Genomic DNA, 14,356 nt, shown 5'->3' with positions numbered 1-14,356 from the left:
ATGTTGCTCAATGGAGGACATGATGAGAGGCTTTGATCTATCCCCCTATCGTCGCGCGACCGTCGGCTTCGACCGGCTGTTCGACTTCCTCGAAAATGCGAACCGCGCCGAGCAGGACAACTTCCCGCCCTTCGATATCGAGAAGCTTGGCGACGACAGCTACCGGATCACGCTCGCGGTCGCCGGCTTCAAGCCCGACGAACTCGAGATCACCGCGCAGCAGAACATGCTGGTCATCGCCGGCCGCAAGGCGGAGAGCCGCAACCGTGACGGCAATTTCCTGCACGTCGGCATCGCCACCCGCGCGTTCGAGCGGCGCTTCGAGCTCGCCGATTTCGTGCGCGTGACCGGCGCCGACCTTGCCGACGGGCTGCTCGCCATCGATCTCGTGCGCGAGGTGCCCGAGGCGATGAAGCCTCGCAAGATCGCGATTGGCGGCCAGACTCAGGAGCTGGCCTCCGTGCCGGTGGAAAAGACGCGCGAGGAGGCGAAGGCCGCCTGACCGCGATTGAAGAACCCGGCGCCGCCCGTCGCGGCGCCGGACGCCTTGCCCGGCGATGAATGCGCGATTCAGGCGCGATCCATCGCCGGCGGGGCATCACGCCCGAACCGGCGCCACGGGCCTCGTTCCCGGCGGCGCCGGTCTCGACAAGGAAGACAAGACAAGAGACCTGCCATGAAGCTGTGGAAGAAAATGCAGAACCCGTTCGCGCTTGTCGGCCAGGGCTTTGTCTTCGGCGGTCTCCTGTTCCTGGTGACCCACCAGGCCGAGGCCGCGCCGGCTGCGGCTCCGTCGCCCGTCGCTTCGTCGCACGCCGCGCGTTGAGCGATTGAACCCGTCGCCGCCCGCGCTATAGCGGGCTTATGGTTCCCTTTTCGTTCTGTGGACATCAATTGACGGCCCTGCCGCAGGGCGCGCTTCACTGGCCGGCGCGCCGGGCGCTGCTCGTCGCCGATCTCCATCTCGAAAAGGCGAGCTGGTTCGCCGCCGGCGGCCAGATGCTGCCGCCTTATGATTCGCTGGCGACGCTGCACGATCTTTCCGCGCTCGCGGCGGTCACCGACGCGCGCGAAATCTGGTGCCTTGGCGACAGCTTCCACGACCGGGACGGCTGCGAGCGCCTTTCCGATGAGGCCCGCGCCCTGCTGCTCGGGCTCACGTCGCGCACCGCCTGGACCTGGATCACCGGCAACCACGACCCGGTCGTCGCCGATCCGTGCGGCGGGCGGCTGATGGAAGAGGCGGTGGTCGACGGCCTGGTCCTGCGCCACGAGGCCGACCCGCGCGAGACCAGGCCCGAACTTTCCGGCCATTTCCACCCGAAGCTGCGCGTCGCGCGGCGCGGCCGGCTCGTATCGCGGCGCTGCTTCGTCGCCACCGGCCGCAAGCTGATCCTGCCTGCCTTCGGCGCGTTGACCGGCGGGCTCGACGCACGGCATCCCGAGATCGGCCGCGCCCTCGGCGGGCCGGGAGAAGCGCTGGTGCCGATCGCCGGCCGGCTGCTCCGCTTCCCTCTCGCAGCCTAGACGAGCCGGGCGCGGATCAGGCCGCGCACCGAATTTCCGATCCAAAATCCGCCGGCGAGATCCTCGGCCCGCAGATCCGCCTCCGCCGCCTCGCCTTCGTCGATCAGGCGGGCGCGCAGCAGGCCCGGCAGGAGACCGCGCGACAACGGCGGCGTCGCGAGCTTGTCCCCTTTCGCCACGAAGAGGTTGGTGAAGCTGCCTTCCGTCAGGAAGCCCTCGGCGTCGGTGAACAGCAACTCGAACGCGCCCGATGCGGCTCGCGCATCGTCGTAGAAGGAACGGTCGCTGGTCTTGTGGGCGAGGCGGAAGTCGTCGGCCCTCAGCGACCGCGCGGCCAGCCGGACCGCGACCGGCCCATCAGGCGGCGGGCCGAGCGGGCGAACCTCGACCGCCATCGCGCCGCTTCGCGACAGGCGCAGGCGCACCTTGCTCGGCCCGGCGCGAAAGGTCGCCGCCTGAAGCTCGTTGCGCGCCTCGTGCCGGTCGAAAGCGAAATCGAGCGCCTCCGCGCTCGCCTTCATCCGGGCCAGGTGGCGATCGATCTCGGCGAGGCCCTCATGCGGATCGAACCGCATCGTCTCGATCAGATCGAATGGCCTGCGGTCTTCCAAGAAATCCCCTTTGCCCAAACATTCCCGCCATTCATCGGCCGGACGGCTGTCGATGACGATGCCGGCGCCAAGACCGATGCGCGCCCGGTTCGCGCCCGGCGTCATCGTCAGCGTCCGGATCGCGACGTTGAACGCCGCTTCGCCCGTTGGCGCAACCCTCCCGATCGCGCCGCAATACACGCCGCGCGGCCCGGTTTCGAGATCGTGGATGATTTCCATCGCGCGGATTTTTGGTGCGCCCGTGATCGATCCGCACGGAAAGATCGCCTGGAGCAGATCGATCGCGTCCCTGCCCTCGTCGAGATCGGCGGTGACCGTCGAGGTGAGCTGCAGCACCGTCGGATATGGCTCCACCTCGAACAGGCGGGGCACCGCGACGCTACCCGTGCGCGCGACCCGCGAGAGATCGTTGCGGAGCAGATCGACGATCATCAGATTCTCGGCGCGCTGCTTGGGATCGTCGCGAAGCGCCTCCGGATCGGTCCCGGGCGGCGCCGTGCCCTTCATCGGCCGGGTCGTGACCCGGCTGCCCTCGACGGCGAAGAACAGCTCCGGCGAAAGCGACAATATCCAGTGCGCGCCGGTGAAGACCACGGCGCCATGGCCGGCCGACTGGCGCCGCCTGAGCGCCGCATAGACGGCGAGCGGATGGCCGGCCGTGCGGACCTCGGCCTGGAAGGTCAGGTTCGCCTGGTAGATGTCGCCGTCGCGGATATGATCGAGCGCGCGCGCCACCCAGGCTTCGTAATCGATGCGATCGACCAGTGGCCGCGCCCGCCCGCACCAGCCGCCCTCCGGATTGGGCAGCCAGCCGCGCGCGTCGATTTCCTCGACCCGATCGAACAGGCCGAACCACAGCAGCGGCGGATCGCCCGCTGCCGGCGCGGCGCGCAGCGGCGCGAGCCTGTCCTCCAGCGCATGGCCCGCCTCGTAGGAGAGAAAGCCGGCCGCTTCCCGGCCGCGAAGCCGCGCGAGGCAGGCGCGCACGTCCGCGAAATCGCGCGTTTCGACAACCTCCCGCGGCTGTTTGAACAAGAGCGCGCGGCCGCCGCGCCGGGCATCGTCGAGCAGCACGAACGGCACGCTTGTCATCGGCCGCGCGCCGGTCCATGCCGCCGCACCGGGAGAGGTGTCTTGGTTTGCAGCGTCTTCGATCTGTTCAAGATCGGCGTCGGTCCGTCCAGTTCGCACACGATGGGTCCGATGACGGCCGCGTGCCGCTTTGTCGAGGGCCTTGCCGAACGCAATCTGCTGGCCGCGACCGAGCGGGTCCAGGTCGATCTCTACGGCTCGCTCGCGCTGACCGGGAAGGGCCATGCCACCGATCGCGCGATCCTGCTCGGCCTTGCCGGTGAGCGGCCGGAGTCGATCGATCCCGACGCCGCCGATGCCAAGGTCGAGCGGATCCGCGCGTCGGCCAGGCTCAGGCTCGGCGGGACGCATGAGATCGGCTTCGTCGAGAGCCGCGATCTCCTGTTTCATCAGCGCGAGAAGCTGCCCCATCATTCCAACGGCATGCGATTCACCGCGGAGCTGGCGGACGGATCGCGCGAGGCGGGCATCTATTATTCGGTCGGCGGCGGCGCGGTGGTCGACGAGGCGACGGTCGCACGCAACGCACCGCCCGACGGTGCGTGGGACGTGCCCTACCGCTTCAGCTCGGGGGCCGAGCTGCTCGCCATCTCCGCGCGCGAGGGGCTCGATTTCGCGGACATCGCCCGAATCAACGAGCGCGCGACCCTCTCGGACGCCGAGATCGACGCGAAGCTGGACGCGATCGCGGCCGCCATGTCCGCCTGCATCGATCGCGGCATGAGCCAGGGCGGCGTCCTGCCGGGCGGGCTCGCGGTAAAGCGCCGCGCCCCGGCGCTCCACCGCACGCTGCTCGATCGGGCCGAGCGCGCGCTCCAGGACCCGCTCACCGTGATAGACTGGGTCAATTTGTGGGCGCTTGCGGTCAATGAGGAGAATGCGGCCGGCGGCAAGGTCGTGACGGCGCCGACCAACGGCGCGGCCGGCATCGTTCCCGCGGTGCTTCGTTATTACCAGCGGTTCACGCCGCGCGCTTGCGCCGAGGGCGTGCGGACCTTCCTGCTCACCGCCGCGGCGATCGGCTCCTTGTTCAAGGAAAATGCCTCCATCTCCGGCGCCGAGGTCGGCTGCCAGGGCGAGGTCGGCGTCGCCTGCTCGATGGCGGCGGCAGGGCTGACGGCGGCGCTCGGCGGTTCACCGGGCCAGGTCGAGAATGCGGCCGAGATCGGCATGGAGCACAATCTCGGCCTCACCTGCGATCCGGTCGGCGGGCTTGTCCAGGTGCCGTGCATCGAACGCAACGCCGTCGGCGCGGTCAAGGCGATCGAAGCCTCGCGACTCGCCCTGATCGGCGACGGCTCCCACCGCGTCAGCCTCGACCAGGTGATCGAGACGATGCGCAAGACCGGGCTCGACATGAACGAGCGCTACAAGGAGACGAGCCTCGGCGGCCTCGCGGTCAACGTGGTGGAATGTTGAGTTCGTCGCCGCCGGCTTGACTCTCCGGCTTTTGCGATGAGCAATGCCGTCGTTCCAACGGGGGAGGACGGCATGGGCGTCTCAACGATCGACGGCACGCTCGAGGAGGCGGTGCTCCGGCGCGCCGTCGGCAAGATCCGCATCTACGACCGGCTGAAATTCCGCCTCGCCGACGGCAGCGAGAAATCGATTGCCAAGTCGATCGTCGACGGCGACGTCGGCGCGGCGCTGGTCCCCGGCACGAGCGGGCGATTCTACCTCTTCACCGCCTTCGATCATCGCGGCCTGCACGGCATTCGCGACAGCCAGGGCAATTGCGTCTTCGGCTATCCGCGCAACAACGAGAAGGCGCTGCTGATCCTCGCGATCCTGGGCTTCGCCCTCGTCGCGGTCGCGATCCTCGTCTATGGGGGAATCTCCCTTCTCGGGCTCGGCGTGATGATCCTCGGGATCGTCGGCTACATCCTGACGCGCAAGACCCGCGCAGAGGCGACGGCCCAGTTCGAGGCGGACAACGCCTACCGGCCGGGTGGAACCACGATCGCGGCGCAAGCGTGAGTCCGGGGAACGGGCCCCCGTCCGGCCGCGCCGCGCGGATCATGTTGTGCATCTGGGCGGCGTTCGCGGCCGCCTCGGTCGCGCTGGGACTGGAGCGGGAGTCCTCTCTCGACGACTCGTCGGTGATCCTCGCTGCTGTGGCCCGGCTGGTGATCTTCCTTGCCTGCGCGGCATCGGTGCTGACCTGGATCAACCGCGCGCAGAGGAACGTGCGCGCGCTTGGCGCGACCGAGATGATGGTGAGCCCGGGCCTGGCGGTCGGCTGGTTTTTCATTCCCCTCGGCAATCTCGTCATGCCCTTTCTCGCGATGCGCGAGCTGTGGAAGGCGAGCACCAATCCGAGAGATTGGCAGCTTGTCCCGCAGCCGATCATGCTCCCGGTCTGGTGGACCTTGTGGATCGCGTCGAACGTCGCGGAGATCGTGGCATTCCGCCTGACCTCCGAGCCCGATGCCGAGGCCGTTCGCGTCGGCGAGACGGTCGCTGCGGGAGCGGACCTGCTGTCGATGGGCGCCGCCCTCGCGCTCGCGTGGATCATCGCCGGCGTCGCGAAGCGCCAGGCGGCCGTCCGGATCGAAGGCGTCTTCGATTAACCGACGCGGCGCGCGCGCCAGGCCCGACCCGACTCGGGAACGATCGAATCGTCGGAGACGATGCCGCGATAGGTTCGCGGCCCGGACGCGGTATCGACGGTGAAGCTGAAGTCCGAGCCACGAAGCCGCGCCTCGCGAATCGAGGCGACGCCGCCCGCGCCGGCCAGCGTTCCGCCGACCGTCTGGAAATGCTGTTCAAGGACGAGCGTCGCCGGCGGTCCGTTGCCCTCGGTCAGTTCCCAGCGCCCCTCGACCACGGCGGGCACGATCCACAGGTAGATGTTGCGCTCGCCGATCACGCGGCGCTGGTCGGGCGCCCAATCGCCCATCGTGAAGGCGTGGGTCACCACCCGCGTCCCCGGCCTGAGCTCGGTCAGCAGGCGGGGGCGAAGGCGCAGGTTGATATCCGGCAGAAGGTACATCGCGACCACGCTCGCATCGGCGATCGACGTTTCGAACATGTCCTGCCGGCGGAAGGACACGCGGCCTTCGACTCCGGCCAATTGGGCGGCAAGATTCGCCTGGGCGATCCGCTCGGGATCGATATCGACACCGAGCGCGCGGGCCCCGCGGCGGCCCGCGGCGATGGGAATCCGCCCGTCGCCGGAGCCGAGATCGATGAGATAATCGTCCGGGCCAACGCCGGCGAGATCGAGCATCGCTTCGACCACGGGCTCGGGCGTCGGCACATAGGGGGCGTCGAGCCGGTCCTCGGCAACGCTCGGCGGGGGCGCGAAGCGGGCCGGCAGCAGGCCACCGCCCTCGAACGCCATCGCGCAGCCCCCGAGCAGGCACAAGGCGACGAGGATCGGCGAGGGCTTCATCGCGCCTGCGTAGCATGATCGCCGGGCGCTTGTATCCCGGGCGCCGGCGCGCCATGTCGCGGTGCATGACGACCCCGCCCCTCCAGGCCGCCATCATCCCGGTGACTCCGTTGCAGCAGAATTGCTGCCTGATCTGGTGCACCGCCACGATGCGTGGCGCCTTCACGGATCCCGGAGGCGACCTGCCGCGGCTGAAGGCGGCGGCGGCGCAGCATGGCGTCACGATCGAGAAGATCCTCGTCACCCATGGCCATATCGACCATTGCGGATCGGCGAAGATCCTGGCCGACGAGCTTGGCGTTCCGATCGAGGGGCCGCACGAGGCGGACCGGTTCTGGATCGCGCGGCTGGAGGATGACGGACGCAGTTACGGAATCACCGGCAAGCCGTTCGAGCCCGATCGCTGGCTGGTGAACGGCGACCAGGTGACGGTCGGCGCGCTCGTCTTCGACGTCTATCACTGCCCGGGCCACACGCCGGGCCACGTCGTCTTCCACCATCCGGACTCGAAGCTCGCCATCGTCGGCGACGTGCTGTTCCAGGGATCGATCGGCCGCACCGATTTCCCGATGGGCAATCACCAGGACCTGATCGACGCGATCACCGGTCGGCTCTGGCCGCTTGGCGACGACACCGCCTTCGTCCCCGGCCACGGCCCGATGAGCAGCTTTGGCCGCGAGCGCCAGTCCAATCCGTTCGTCGCCGATCGGGTCCTGGCGCGGGCCTAGCGGCCGATCGAAATCTCCTGCCCGCGGGGGTGGGTGGACGCGTGCAGCGCCGGGCTCTGATAGGCGATCAGGATCGCCCAGATGCCGAGCGCAAGCTGGGTCAGGAGCGTCAAAAGGATGCCGATGCCGCGCAGGGCATTGGCGCCTTGGCGATCCATGCCGAAGGCGTGGAGAATCCGGGCGAAAATGAACACGATCCCCGCCCCCCACAACCACAGGCCGCCGCCTGTCGCGAGTTCGACGAAACCGACCAGGATGAGCATGATCGGCATGTTCTCCGCGAAATTCGCGTGCGCCCGCATCCGCCGGGCGACGCGCTCGTCGCCGCCGTCGCCGATGCTGATCTTGAGCCGGTGTCTCAGCAGGCCGACGCGGAGCGAGAGCCAGAGGTTGAGGATCGCCGCGGCGCCGGCGATGGTGAGCGTGATCGGCAGGATCATCTTCAGGGTCCCTTCCTGTTCGCGCTTGGCACGCGCGGGCTTCGCTTGCAACGGCGCGTGAAATCGCTATAGGCGGCGCCTTCATGCGAGAGCAGCAAGGCCGCGAGGCCAGCGGCCCCACGGGCCGTTGATCCAGCGGCCCGCGATCGCCACATCTATTTTCAAGACGAACTGGAACAGGTGCGCAATGGCCGTCCCCAAGAGAAAGACCTCGCCCTCGCGGCGTAACATGCGGCGCAGCCACGACGCGCTGACCGCCACCCAGTATCAGGAATGCCCGAATTGCGGCGAGCTCAAGCTTCCGCACAATGTCTGCGCCAGCTGCGGCCATTATAACGGGCGCGAAGTCGTGCAGAAGACCGAGGCGTAAGACGCCTCGGGGCAATCAGCGGGAGACCAGGCGGGTGAGCGAAACGCCCCGGATCGCGATCGACGCGATGGGCGGCGATTCCGGCCCGGCGGTGATGATCGCCGGCGCCGCGCTTGCGCGCAAGGAGCGCGAGGACCTCGCCTTCATCCTGTTCGGCGACGAGGAGGCGATCCGCGCGGAACTCATCCGGCACCCCGCGCTCGCCAGCGCGGTCGAGATCGTCCACTGCACCGATGTGATCGCCGGCACCGACAAGCCGAGCCAGGCGATCCGTCGCGCCAAGACCAGCTCGATGGGCCGCGCGATCGCCGCCGTGAAGGACGGCACCGCCCATGCGATGGTCTCCGGCGGCAATACCGGGGCGATGATGGCGATGGCCAAGCTCGCCCTGCGCACCCTTCCGGGCATCGACCGGCCGGCGCTCGCGGCACTGCTGCCGACGCTTGGCGACAACGACGTTGTCATGCTCGATCTGGGCGCCAACACCGAATGCGATACGCGCAACCTCATCGAGTTTGCGGTGATGGGCGCGGCCTATGCCCGGGTCGTGCTCGAGCTCGATCGGCCGCGCGTCCAGCTGCTCAACATCGGCACCGAGGAGCTCAAGGGCACCGACGAGCTCAAGGCGGCCGCCGCCGTGCTTCGCGATGCCGACTATCTCCACATGCGGTTCGACGGCTTCATCGAGGGCGACAAATTGTCGCGCGGCGGGGCGGACGTGGTCGTGACCGACGGCTTTTCGGGCAATATCGCATTGAAGACGGTGGAAGGAACGGCCCGGTTCGTGACCGATCTCATCAAGCGCGCCTTCGCCAGCTCGCTGCGCTCCAAGTTCGGCTTCCTGGTCTCGCGGCCGGCGACCCGGCTGCTGCGCCACCATCTCGATCCCAACAACCATAATGGCGCCGTCTTCCTCGGCCTCGGCGGGCTGGTGGTGAAGAGCCACGGCAGCGCGAACGACATCGGCGTCGCCAATGCGATCGGCGTCGCGGCCCGGATGGTGAGCGCCGACATCACGCGCAGGATCGGCGAGGATCTCGCCAACATCTCCGCCCACAACGTGCCGGCGGCCGCGCAATGAGCCGGCGCAGCATGATCGTCGGAACCGGATCCGCGCTGCCGGCGCGCCGGGTGACGAACGCCGAGCTTGCCGAACGGGTCGACACATCGGACGAATGGATCGTCGAGCGCACCGGCATCCACGCGCGCCACATCGCCGCCGAGGGCGAGACCACCGCGACGCTCGCCGCGGCGGCGGCCCGAAAGGCGCTCGAAGCGGCCGGCGTTCTTCCCGAGGAGATCGGCCTCATCGTGCTCGCGACCTCGACGCCCGACCAGACCTTTCCGGCGAGCGCGACGAAGGTCCAGGCGCTGCTCGGCATCGACGACTGCATCGCCTTCGACGTGCAGGCGGTCTGCACCGGCTTCCTCTACGCCCTCTCCGTCGCCGACAATATGGTGAAGGGCGGAATGGCCGATCACGCGCTCGTCATCGGCGCCGAGACGTTCAGCCGAATCCTCGACTGGGAGGACCGCGCGACCTGCGTCCTGTTCGGCGACGGCGCCGGCGCGATCGTGCTGAAGGCCGGGGACGGTGACCGCGGCGTGCTCGCGACCCGCCTTCATGCCGACGGCCGGCAGAACGAACTGCTCTACGTGGATGGCGGCCCCTCCACCACCGGCACGGTCGGCAAGCTCAGGATGAAGGGCAAGGAGGTGTTCCGGCACGCCGTCGTCAATCTCGCCAATGTGATGACGGAGGTTCTGGACGCCACCGGCCACAAGCCGGCGGATGTCGATTGGGTCGTTCCGCACCAAGCCAACAAGCGGATTCTCGACGCGACGGCGCGCAAGCTGGGGCTCCCCGAAGGCAAGGTGGTCGTCACCGTCGGCGATCATGCCAACACGTCGGCGGCCTCGGTCCCGCTGGCGCTCGACGCCGCGGTGCGCGACGGCCGAATCAGCGAAGGCGACCTCATCGTCCTCGAAGCGATGGGCGGCGGCTTCACCTGGGGCGCTGCGGTGGTGCGTTTTTAACCGTCGGCCAGTGCCCTCGGCCAGATTGCGCTCCACCCGCAGGTCGACTAGTGTTCCGGGCTGGAGACGCCAACAGGGGGGAAATGATGGCGGACGCAGGAACGGTCAGGAAGCCGTCGGGCGGCACTTTGACTCGCGCGGACCTTGCCGACACCGTTCATCGCGAGATCGGGCTTTCGCGCGCCGATTCCGCCGGGTTGGTGGAAGGCATCCTGGATCATATGAGCCATGCCCTGGCAAATGGTCAGAATGTGAAGATTTCCGGTTTCGGCAGCTTCATCCTGCGCGACAAGGGCCAGCGGCTCGGCCGCAATCCCAAGACCGGGATCGAAGTGCCGATCGCGCCGCGCCGGGTGCTCACCTTCCGCGCCTCCCAGATCATGCGCGAGCGGATCGCCAGCGGCGACTGACACCCGATGGCCGTTTCCCAAGCCAAGAGCGAGCACGCCTTCCGGACCATCGGTGAGCTTGCGGGCGAACTTGGCGTTCCACAGCATATCCTGCGTTACTGGGAGACGCGCTTCCCGCAGCTGAAGCCGCTCCAGCGGGCGGGCAACCGCCGTTATTACCGCGCCGAGGATGCGGCCCTCGCCCGGCGAATCCATCATCTGCTCAACGTCGAGGGCTATACGATCCGCGGCGTCCAGCAATTGCTGGCGCGCGGGGGCGGCGGCGAGGACGAGATCATCCCGGCGACCGCGGCGGCACCCGCCCCGGCCGAGCCCGCCTCCGCACCGGCATCCGGGGCGTCGATCGAGCGGCTTCGCGCCTTGCGCCAATCGCTCGCCGCCGCGCTCGACGAAGACGCGTTCTAATCCTCCTCGCCGTCGGCCGCGCCGTCGAGATCACGGGGACGGATGAACCGCGCGAGCGCGCCGGCCTGGGGCTCGATCTCCCGCCAATGCGCGACCTCGAAGCCGATTTCGGCGAGCGCGCCCGTCGGATATTGCTCGGCAAGCCGTGTGCGAAGCACCTCGTCGCCCGATCCGGCGAGCAAGCTCGCAAGCAGCGCGCAGCCGGGATTGTGGCCGACGAGCAGCAGGCGCCGGACCGAATCGTCCGTCTCCCGCACCAGATCAAGCAGCAGAGCGAGCGGCGCGAGATAGATGCGCCGGTCATAGGTCGGGTGCAGCGCCCGGCTGGCCCCTTCGGCCACGCCCTCGACCGTTTCGACGACGCGCACCGCCGGCGAGGCGATCACCGCGTCGAAGCCGAGGCCGAGGGCGCGAATCTCCCGCCCCATGGCGCGCGCCGCCTGGGCGCCCCGGCGGTTCAGCGGGCGATCGAAATCGCGCACGCCGCGATCGGCCAGGCCGGATTTGGCATGACGCATCAGCGTCAGGATCCTCATTGCGCTCCCCCGGACGGAACCCACGCCGCCGTCGCATCGCCGGCCGCCGCACCTGATGACAGACGCGCCGCCACCCGCGCAATCGCCATGTCGAGGGTGAGCCGGGTCACCGCGACGCCGGGAGGAAAGGCGGCGAGCAGCCGCGACGGGGTCGCCGACGAGAGCAGGACGAACATGCCGCGATCCCCCTGCCGGCGGATCAGCCGCCCGAACGCCTGGGCCAGGCGGGCGCGGACGACGCGATCGTCATAGGACGATCCGCCGCCGGCCGCGCGGCGCGCACCGTGGAGCACAGTCGGGCGCGGCCAGGGCACGCCCTCCATCACCACCAGCCGCAGCGAATCGCCGGGGACGTCGACGCCGTCGCGAAGCGCATCGGTGCCGAGCAGGCTCGCGCGCGGATCATCGCGGAAAATGTCGACGAGCGTGCCGGTGTCGATCGGATCCACATGCTGGGCATAGAGCGGCAGCCCCGATCGGGCGAGACGATCGGCGATCCGCGCATGGACGGCGCGCAGGCGCTGGATCGCGGTGAACAGGCCGAGCGCCCCGCCGCCAGCCGCCTCGATCAGCCGCGCATAGGCGCCGGCGAGCGCCGCCGTGTCGCCCTTGCGGATATCGGTCACGATCAGGACCTCGGACATCGCGGCATAATCGAACGGGCTCGCCGCCTCGAATCGTCCGATCGGCGCGTCGAGATGCGCGGCGCCGGTGCGCGCCTCCGCCGTGTCCCAGTCGCCGCCCGCGCGCAAGGTCGCGGAGGTGACGAGCACCCCCTGGGCCGGCTTCAGCACCGCTTCGGCAAGCGGGCGCGTGGGATCGAGCCAGTGGCGATGGAGGCCGATATCGAATTCGCGCCCCTCGACCCGATCGACCGCGAGCCAATCGACGAAGTCCGGATCGCCCGGCCCGCCGATCCGCGCCGCGAGCGCGATCCATCCGGCAAGCGTCTGGGTACGCCAGGAAAGACCCGCGATCGCTCCCTCGATCCGGGCGCGCGCCTGCGCATCGAGCCAGTCGGGCGCATCCTCGATCACAGCTTCGAGCCGCTTGCCGAGCGCCACCAGCGGACGGTGCAGCAACTCCAGCGCCTCCACCGCCGGGGCCGCCGCCTCGACCAGGGCTGCGTCGGGCTCGGCAAGTTCGGTTTCGAGCCCGTAGCCGGCATCCTGGGCGGAGGCGCGGGCGTAGACGGTCCCGCGAACCGCCGCCAGCAGGGCCTCGATCGGGCCGAAAGGGGCGCCCTCGGCCAGGCGCTGAAGCCATCCGTCGCCGGGAAGCGCTCCTGCCATCTGCACCGCCGCGCCGAGAGCCGCCGCGCCCGCCTCGTCATAGGATGCGACATCGAGCAGCCGCGCCGAAAGGCCGCGCCGCCGCCCGCGCGAGCGCCCTTCCGGGCCCAATATCCAGCGGCGAAGCTCAATCGCCTCCTGCCCGGTCAGCGCCGCGGCGAAGGTGGAATCGGCGGCGTCGAACAGGTGATGGCCTTCGTCGAAGACGATCCGGGTCGGCGGGTTGCCGGTCTCGCGGCCGCGCGCCGCATTGACCATCACCAGCGCGTGATTGGCGATGACCAGATCGGCGTCCTGGCTGGCCCGCGACGCCCGTTCGATGAAGCAGCGACGATAATGCGGGCAGCCGGCATAGACGCACTCGCCACGCCGATCGGTGAGGGCCGTGGCGCCGGCGCGCCGGAACAGGCTGGTCAGCCATCCCGGAAGATCGCCGCCGATCATGTCGCCGTCCTTCGTATAGGCGGCCCAGCGCGCGACGAGCTGCGCGAGGATCGCGGCGCGCCCCGCAAAGCCGCCCTGGAGCGCGTCCTCGAGATTGAGCAGGCAGAGATAATTCTCGCGGCCCTTGCGGACGACGATCCTGCGGCGGCGGACGGAAGGATCGGCGAAAAGCCGCGCGCCCTCGCGGTCCAGCTGTCGCTGGAGCGCCTTGGTATAGGTCGAGACCCACACCGCGCCGCCCGCCTGCTCGGCCCACAGCGACGCCGGAGCGAGATAGCCGAGCGTCTTGCCGATCCCGGTCCCCGCCTCGGCCAGCAGCATGTTCGGGCGGCCCTCGGCCGGCCGAGGATCGAAGACGGCGCGCGCGGCGGCGGCATAGTCACGCTGACCCTGGCGCGGCTCGGCATCGCTGCCGACGAGGTGCGCGAGCCGATCGGCCGTCGCCCCCGCGTCGAGCCGGATCGGGCGCGGCGGCGGGCGCCCGCCCGTCTCCTCCCATTCGGGCAGGACCGAGAAGAGCCAGGGCTCGTCCCGCCCGGGCCGGCTCAGCCGGGCCGCGACGACGCCGGCCCAGGGCCACCGCAGCCGGTGGAGTGCCTGTGCCGAAGCCCAGGCCCCGGCGCGCTCGGGCCAGTCTCCGGAAAGCGTGGCGAGCAAAGTCGCCGCCGCCTGCCCGAGGAAGCGGGCCGCTGCCTCGTCGCCCTCCGGCTCGGGCAGGCCGAGGGCGTCGGCGAGGCCCTTGGGCGTCGGCACCGCGAATCGGGCCGGATGGACGAAGGCAAAAAGCTCGAGCAGGTCGAGCCCGGACAGCTCCGGATAGCCGAGCCTGCTCGCGACCAAAGGCGCATTGAGGAAGATGGTCGGCGTTTCGGCCGCCCGTGCGATCGCCGCCCCGCGCGTCACCGCCTCCACCCTGCCGTCGGGATGGGCGATCCAGATTCCGGCGTGGGTCGCGTGGAGCGCGGGGTGAGGCAGCATCATCGCGCGATTGTCGCCGCTGCGGAACAGATTGGCAACAGGCACGAGCCGGTTCCGCGCCGCTCCAGACGCCCGTAACCTTTCCCGCAACT

Annotated in this window: 17 protein-coding genes; 12 read left to right on the top strand and 5 right to left on the bottom strand. The window is 69.5% G+C overall.

Features of this window, described 5'->3' with window-relative positions:
• Positions 1 to 22 precede the first annotated feature (22 nt).
• The 3 genes from FRZ32_RS07685 (at position 23) to pdeM (ending at position 1,527) form a co-directional block, all read left to right on the top strand.
• Positions 23 to 502, top strand: coding sequence for an Hsp20 family protein (locus FRZ32_RS07685; RefSeq protein WP_147042957.1), 480 nt, complete (start codon positions 23 to 25; stop codon positions 500 to 502).
• Positions 503 to 676: 174 nt separating this feature from the next.
• Complete coding sequence (locus FRZ32_RS15240) at positions 677 to 826, top strand: hypothetical protein (RefSeq protein ID WP_158635866.1); 150 nt, start codon at positions 677 to 679, stop codon at positions 824 to 826.
• Positions 827 to 864: 38 nt separating this feature from the next.
• Positions 865 to 1,527, top strand: coding sequence for a ligase-associated DNA damage response endonuclease PdeM (pdeM, locus tag FRZ32_RS07680; protein WP_147042956.1), 663 nt, complete (start codon positions 865 to 867; stop codon positions 1,525 to 1,527).
• Here the strand turns inward: pdeM and pabB are convergent.
• Complete coding sequence (gene pabB / locus FRZ32_RS07675; RefSeq protein WP_192901882.1) at positions 1,524 to 3,230, bottom strand: aminodeoxychorismate synthase component I; 1,707 nt, start codon at positions 3,228 to 3,230, stop codon at positions 1,524 to 1,526. The two genes, pdeM and pabB, sit on opposite strands and share 4 nt — an antisense overlap.
• Before the next feature lie 42 nt (positions 3,231 to 3,272).
• On the opposite strand from pabB, the gene FRZ32_RS07670 reads away from it, so the two are divergent.
• The 3 genes from FRZ32_RS07670 (at position 3,273) to FRZ32_RS07660 (ending at position 5,800) form a co-directional block, all read left to right on the top strand.
• On the top strand, positions 3,273 to 4,649 hold the full coding sequence (locus tag FRZ32_RS07670) for an L-serine ammonia-lyase (RefSeq protein WP_147042955.1): 1,377 nt from the start codon (positions 3,273 to 3,275) through the stop codon (positions 4,647 to 4,649).
• 72 nt (positions 4,650 to 4,721) lie between these two features.
• A complete protein-coding gene (locus FRZ32_RS07665; RefSeq protein WP_147042954.1) occupies positions 4,722 to 5,207 on the top strand; it encodes a hypothetical protein in 486 nt (161 codons plus the stop codon).
• Positions 5,204 to 5,800, top strand: coding sequence for a DUF4328 domain-containing protein (locus tag FRZ32_RS07660; RefSeq protein WP_147042953.1), 597 nt, complete (start codon positions 5,204 to 5,206; stop codon positions 5,798 to 5,800). The genes FRZ32_RS07665 and FRZ32_RS07660 overlap by 4 nt, the downstream gene beginning before the upstream one ends.
• Here the strand turns inward: FRZ32_RS07660 and FRZ32_RS07655 are convergent.
• A complete protein-coding gene (locus FRZ32_RS07655; RefSeq protein ID WP_205008249.1) occupies positions 5,797 to 6,624 on the bottom strand; it encodes a class I SAM-dependent methyltransferase in 828 nt (275 codons plus the stop codon). The two genes, FRZ32_RS07660 and FRZ32_RS07655, sit on opposite strands and share 4 nt — an antisense overlap.
• Positions 6,625 to 6,689: 65 nt before the next feature.
• Here FRZ32_RS07655 and FRZ32_RS07650 point away from each other — a divergent pair, with 65 nt between their 5' ends.
• Positions 6,690 to 7,352: an MBL fold metallo-hydrolase gene (locus FRZ32_RS07650; RefSeq protein ID WP_147042952.1), complete on the top strand. Its 663-nt coding sequence runs from the start codon at positions 6,690 to 6,692 to the stop codon at positions 7,350 to 7,352.
• Here the strand turns inward: FRZ32_RS07650 and FRZ32_RS07645 are convergent.
• The gene (locus FRZ32_RS07645) at positions 7,349 to 7,792 is read right to left on the bottom strand and encodes an MAPEG family protein (protein ID WP_147042951.1); all 444 of its coding nucleotides are present in this window, start codon (positions 7,790 to 7,792) and stop codon (positions 7,349 to 7,351) included. The two genes, FRZ32_RS07650 and FRZ32_RS07645, sit on opposite strands and share 4 nt — an antisense overlap.
• A 187-nt stretch (positions 7,793 to 7,979) precedes the next feature.
• Here FRZ32_RS07645 and rpmF point away from each other — a divergent pair, with 187 nt between their 5' ends.
• From rpmF to FRZ32_RS07620, 5 genes are all read left to right on the top strand, one after another.
• On the top strand, positions 7,980 to 8,162 hold the full coding sequence (gene rpmF / locus FRZ32_RS07640; protein ID WP_147042950.1) for a 50S ribosomal protein L32: 183 nt from the start codon (positions 7,980 to 7,982) through the stop codon (positions 8,160 to 8,162).
• A 34-nt stretch (positions 8,163 to 8,196) separates the two neighbouring features.
• A complete protein-coding gene (plsX, locus tag FRZ32_RS07635; RefSeq protein ID WP_147042949.1) occupies positions 8,197 to 9,243 on the top strand; it encodes a phosphate acyltransferase PlsX in 1,047 nt (348 codons plus the stop codon).
• Complete coding sequence (locus FRZ32_RS07630) at positions 9,240 to 10,199, top strand: beta-ketoacyl-ACP synthase III (protein WP_147042948.1); 960 nt, start codon at positions 9,240 to 9,242, stop codon at positions 10,197 to 10,199. The genes plsX and FRZ32_RS07630 overlap by 4 nt, the downstream gene beginning before the upstream one ends.
• A gap of 86 nt (positions 10,200 to 10,285) precedes the next feature.
• Positions 10,286 to 10,609 (top strand): integration host factor subunit alpha, encoded by a 324-nt coding sequence (locus FRZ32_RS07625; protein WP_147042947.1) that lies wholly within the window; start codon positions 10,286 to 10,288, stop codon positions 10,607 to 10,609.
• 6 nt (positions 10,610 to 10,615) lie between these two features.
• Entirely contained in the window at positions 10,616 to 11,014 is a 399-nt protein-coding gene (locus tag FRZ32_RS07620) for a MerR family transcriptional regulator (RefSeq protein WP_147042946.1), read from the top strand.
• On the opposite strand, the gene FRZ32_RS07615 is transcribed toward FRZ32_RS07620, so the two are convergent.
• On the bottom strand, positions 11,011 to 11,550 hold the full coding sequence (locus tag FRZ32_RS07615) for a SixA phosphatase family protein (protein ID WP_147042945.1): 540 nt from the start codon (positions 11,548 to 11,550) through the stop codon (positions 11,011 to 11,013). The genes FRZ32_RS07620 and FRZ32_RS07615 overlap by 4 nt on opposite strands.
• Positions 11,547 to 14,264: an ATP-dependent DNA helicase gene (locus tag FRZ32_RS07610; RefSeq protein WP_424141301.1), complete on the bottom strand. Its 2,718-nt coding sequence runs from the start codon at positions 14,262 to 14,264 to the stop codon at positions 11,547 to 11,549. The genes FRZ32_RS07615 and FRZ32_RS07610 overlap by 4 nt, the downstream gene beginning before the upstream one ends.
• Positions 14,265 to 14,356: the final 92 nt, after the last annotated feature.

The sequence above is a fragment of the Sphingosinicella ginsenosidimutans genome (genome assembly GCF_007995055.1).
GTDB classification, from domain to species: Bacteria; Pseudomonadota; Alphaproteobacteria; order Sphingomonadales; family Sphingomonadaceae; genus Allosphingosinicella; species Allosphingosinicella ginsenosidimutans.
Note: the sequence above shows the minus strand (reverse complement) of the source record. Positions and strands in the feature narration are given on the sequence as shown.

Coding starts and splice junctions, on each gene's coding strand:
- FRZ32_RS07685 (WP_147042957.1), top strand. CDS start 23: ATGAGAGGCTTTGATCTATCCCCCTATCGTCGCGCGACCGTCGGCTTC.
- FRZ32_RS15240 (WP_158635866.1), top strand. CDS start 677: ATGAAGCTGTGGAAGAAAATGCAGAACCCGTTCGCGCTTGTCGGCCAG.
- pdeM (WP_147042956.1), top strand. CDS start 865: ATGGTTCCCTTTTCGTTCTGTGGACATCAATTGACGGCCCTGCCGCAG.
- pabB (WP_192901882.1), bottom strand. CDS start 3,230: ATGACAAGCGTGCCGTTCGTGCTGCTCGACGATGCCCGGCGCGGCGGC.
- FRZ32_RS07665 (WP_147042954.1), top strand. CDS start 4,722: ATGGGCGTCTCAACGATCGACGGCACGCTCGAGGAGGCGGTGCTCCGG.
- FRZ32_RS07655 (WP_205008249.1), bottom strand. CDS start 6,624: ATGAAGCCCTCGCCGATCCTCGTCGCCTTGTGCCTGCTCGGGGGCTGC.
- FRZ32_RS07650 (WP_147042952.1), top strand. CDS start 6,690: ATGACGACCCCGCCCCTCCAGGCCGCCATCATCCCGGTGACTCCGTTG.
- FRZ32_RS07645 (WP_147042951.1), bottom strand. CDS start 7,792: ATGATCCTGCCGATCACGCTCACCATCGCCGGCGCCGCGGCGATCCTC.
- rpmF (WP_147042950.1), top strand. CDS start 7,980: ATGGCCGTCCCCAAGAGAAAGACCTCGCCCTCGCGGCGTAACATGCGG.
- FRZ32_RS07630 (WP_147042948.1), top strand. CDS start 9,240: ATGAGCCGGCGCAGCATGATCGTCGGAACCGGATCCGCGCTGCCGGCG.
- FRZ32_RS07625 (WP_147042947.1), top strand. CDS start 10,286: ATGGCGGACGCAGGAACGGTCAGGAAGCCGTCGGGCGGCACTTTGACT.
- FRZ32_RS07620 (WP_147042946.1), top strand. CDS start 10,616: ATGGCCGTTTCCCAAGCCAAGAGCGAGCACGCCTTCCGGACCATCGGT.
- FRZ32_RS07615 (WP_147042945.1), bottom strand. CDS start 11,550: ATGAGGATCCTGACGCTGATGCGTCATGCCAAATCCGGCCTGGCCGAT.
- FRZ32_RS07610 (WP_424141301.1), bottom strand. CDS start 14,264: ATGCTGCCTCACCCCGCGCTCCACGCGACCCACGCCGGAATCTGGATC.